Here is a 1,212-nt window from a genome sequence, read left to right as displayed (position 1 = left end):
CCTGCTGAACGGCAAGATGGTGTACTGCTGCTCCGACTCAACTGTCAGCACAGTAGGCAGCAAGTCGGCTGAGGGCAAGATGTCGCCCCGCAACATGCTCACCACTACCATCGGCGACGAGCTTAAAATAGCCACCGACTTTAAGGCAAAAGTCATCGGTGTGTCGCTCAAAGACCGTGCCGCAATACTCCCTGCAGGACATGCTGCCGACGGAGCTTACTGGATTGACTATTCAACAGGCACCTTCATAAGCAGCACCTACTATATGAAAGAACTGCCGAAGTGGGCCGTTGACTATAACAAGAGTATCGGCAAGGTGACGAAAGACCAGATATGCTACACGCCGCTCGGCAACAAGATAACTGAGGAAATGGCCAAGGCTGCCGTGGCAGGAGAGCAGCTCGGCGGCGACAATGTAACCGACCTGCTTGCCGTAAGCTTCTCTTGCACAGACATGATAGGCCACAAGTATGGCACTCACAGCGACAAGACGCGTGAGATTTATGTAGACCTCGACAAGCGTCTGGCCGACCTGTTCGGCTATCTCGACCAGAATGTAGGCAAGGACCAGTATCTCGTGTTTCTCATGGCCGACCACGGAGCAGCCAATTGTTCCTCATGGCCGACCACGGAGCAGCCAACAGCATACTGCTGTCGCGCGAACACGGAATTCCTGCCGACGGCTTTGTGGTGCCGAAGGTTGAGAAGGAACTTGACACGTATCTCATGAACAAGTTCGGCTCAAAGATCAGTCTGGTGCGCTGCATAGACAGCTACAAGGTGTTTATCAACCATGAGGCCGTTGAGGCTATGGCGGTAAGTCTTGACGACGTGAAGAAGGCTGCCATTGAGTGGCTGAAGAAAGACCCGATGTTTGCTTATGTGGTTGACCTTGAGCACGTGTCGGATGCAACGGTTCCTGCACTTATCCGCGAGAAGATTATCAACGGATACAACCGCATGCGCAGCGGCGACATACAGCTGATAGTGCAGCCGGCCAACTATGATGTGTATGGAGAGAAGATTGACGGCGGAACAACTCACGGCACATGGAACCCCTACGACGCGCATATTCCGTTCCTGCTGATGGGATGGCACGTAGAGCCGGGCGAGACTCACGAAAGAGTGTGGATGACAGACATCGTGCCTACGGTGTGCGCCATGATAGACATACAGATTCCTAACGGCAGCATCGGCAGTCCTGTTACAGCC

At 53.7% G+C, this 1,212-nt stretch carries 1 protein-coding gene and 1 pseudogene; both read left to right on the top strand.

Annotated elements, in window-relative coordinates:
• Nucleotides 1-730, top strand: a 730-nt coding sequence (locus QVO66_RS11760) for an alkaline phosphatase family protein (protein WP_288172855.1), incomplete at its 5' end; no start/stop codon positions are given.
• Nucleotides 619-1,212 (top strand): annotated as a pseudogene (locus QVO66_RS11755) (alkaline phosphatase family protein); the annotation flags it as partial. The gene QVO66_RS11760 and the pseudogene QVO66_RS11755, both read left to right, overlap by 112 nt.

This window comes from Prevotella sp. CAG:255, from assembly GCF_000431195.1.
GTDB lineage: Bacteria > Bacteroidota > Bacteroidia > Bacteroidales > Bacteroidaceae > Prevotella > Prevotella rara.
This window is presented reverse-complemented; position numbering and strand designations above follow the sequence as displayed.